Annotated in this window: 2 protein-coding genes; one reads left to right on the top strand and one right to left on the bottom strand. The window is 34.4% G+C overall.

The window, feature by feature from the left end; genetic code table 11:
• Positions 1-207: helix-turn-helix transcriptional regulator (locus ANHYDRO_RS05580; protein WP_148315696.1), on the bottom strand; the 207-nt coding region annotated here is incomplete at its 3' end.
• Positions 208-363: 156 nt separating this feature from the next.
• On the opposite strand from ANHYDRO_RS05580, the gene ANHYDRO_RS05575 reads away from it, so the two are divergent.
• Entirely contained in the window at positions 364-549 is a 186-nt protein-coding gene (locus ANHYDRO_RS05575) for a helix-turn-helix transcriptional regulator (protein WP_039914191.1), read from the top strand.
• Positions 550-579 lie beyond the last annotated feature (30 nt).

Raw genomic sequence — 579 nt, 5'->3', positions numbered from 1 at the left:
GTCTTTTTTATCAAAGAAATAACTTACTGGAACGTCAAATATTTCTGCCATCAATGTAATGTTATCCATCAAAGGATTATTATCGTTCCTTTCCCAAGAAGAAACAGTAGTCGGAGCAACACCCAATTTTTTTGCAAGCTGTGCTTGCGTCATCCGGTTTTCTTTCCTCAATCTTTTTATTTTTCTCCTGGCCTCAATGTTTCTCACCTCCCTTTCATGTACAATTATACATTATAAATGTACAAAAGTACAGATTAAATATGAATATGTCGTTTTGTACCAAAAAAAAAATAAAAAAAGTTGCATTTCATGGTTGAAACTACGGATAAAATGTAGTATAGTATGAATCAAGGAGGTGATAAAATGAAGTTCACGTTAAGACAGGCCAGAACTTTTGCTGGCATTACTCAATCGGAAATGGCTGAGAAACTTGGGATGACGGAAAAAACATATATTCAATACGAAAAATACCGTCGAATCTTCCGAATGGACGATGCCTACAAGTTTTCCGAAATCGTTGGAATTGATTTGGACAAAATAATTTTTTGACAAAGAACTACGGATAAACCGTAGCAAAGA

The sequence above is a fragment of the Anaerococcus hydrogenalis DSM 7454 genome (assembly GCF_000173355.1).
Lineage (GTDB): Bacteria > Bacillota > Clostridia > Tissierellales > Peptoniphilaceae > Anaerococcus > Anaerococcus hydrogenalis.
Note: the sequence above shows the minus strand (reverse complement) of the source record. Positions and strands in the feature narration are given on the sequence as shown.

Excerpts from the sequence above, each read along its gene's own strand:
- ANHYDRO_RS05575 (WP_039914191.1), top strand. The coding sequence starts at position 364 with ATGAAGTTCACGTTAAGACAGGCCAGAACTTTTGCTGGCATTACTCAA.